The sequence below is a fragment of the Vibrio sp. 1167 genome (assembly GCF_033340375.1).
In the GTDB taxonomy this organism is placed as follows: domain Bacteria; phylum Pseudomonadota; class Gammaproteobacteria; order Enterobacterales; family Vibrionaceae; genus Vibrio; species Vibrio alginolyticus.
This window is the reverse complement of sequence record NZ_JAWOWK010000101.1, coordinates 1-1,109: the sequence shown is the minus strand read 5'-3', so window position 1 is coordinate 1,109 and position 1,109 is coordinate 1. Positions and strand designations below refer to the sequence as shown.

The following is a 1,109-nucleotide window of genomic DNA, read 5'->3' as shown; positions in this document are numbered from 1 at the left end:
AAGAGGTGTTACAAGAGCTTGCGTTGGACTACCCACTGCCAAAACTGATCCTAGAATACCGTGGATTAGCGAAGCTGAAGTCGACATACACAGACAAGCTGCCGAAGATGATCAAACCTTCAACTGGTCGTGTACACACCTCTTACCATCAAGCGGTGACTGCGACAGGTCGTTTGTCGTCTACCGATCCAAACTTGCAGAACATTCCAATCCGTAACGAAGAAGGTCGTCGTATTCGTCAGGCGTTTGTTGCTCCTGCTGGTTACAAGGTTCTGGCTGTCGACTACTCGCAAATCGAGCTGCGTATTATGGCGCACCTTTCTGGCGACCAAGCGCTGCTTGATGCCTTCCGTGACGGTAAAGACATTCACGCCGCAACCGCAGCAGAAATCATGGGAGTGTCTATTGATCAGGTATCAAGTGAGCAGCGTCGCCGTGCAAAAGCGGTGAACTTTGGTCTGATTTACGGCATGAGCGCATTCGGCTTGGCAAAACAGCTGGGCATTCCTCGTGGTGAAGCGCAAGCTTACATGGACAAATACTTCGAGCGTTACCCAGGTGTAATGCAGTACATGGAAGACACGCGCAGCGCAGCAGCTGATAAAGGTTATGTCGAAACCATTTTTGGTCGACGTTTGCATCTGCCAGAAATCAAATCGCGTAATGGTATGCGTCGTAAAGCAGCAGAACGAGCGGCGATCAATGCGCCAATGCAAGGCACTGCAGCTGACATTATTAAGAAAGCGATGCTGCTAGTGGATCAATGGATTCAAGAAGAAGGCAATGGTCGCGTAAAACTTTTGATGCAAGTACACGATGAACTGGTATTTGAAGTCGAAGAGTCGTCTTTGTCCGAAATTGAAAGTAAAGTACAAAAATTGATGGAATCTGCAGCAGAGTTGAAAGTGCCTTTGGTGGCAGAAGCTGGTCACGGTGACAACTGGGATCAAGCACACTAATCATTTTTAAATCAATTTGGTCGATTTAGTATGAGCCAGCGCACAAACGCTGGCTTTTTTGTGTCATTAAAAAAGCAACTTGGGTTTGAAAATTAATGTTGCTTAATAAAACTTTCATGAAAAAAAACTACAAAAAATCTTTGCAATTCT

General features: G+C 46.0%; 1 protein-coding gene. It reads left to right on the top strand.

What is annotated here, in order from left to right; translation table 11 throughout:
- On the top strand, positions 1–959 hold a 959-nt coding region (locus R7Z78_RS24670), incomplete at its 5' end, for a DNA polymerase (protein WP_318117045.1).
- Positions 960–1,109 lie beyond the last annotated feature (150 nt).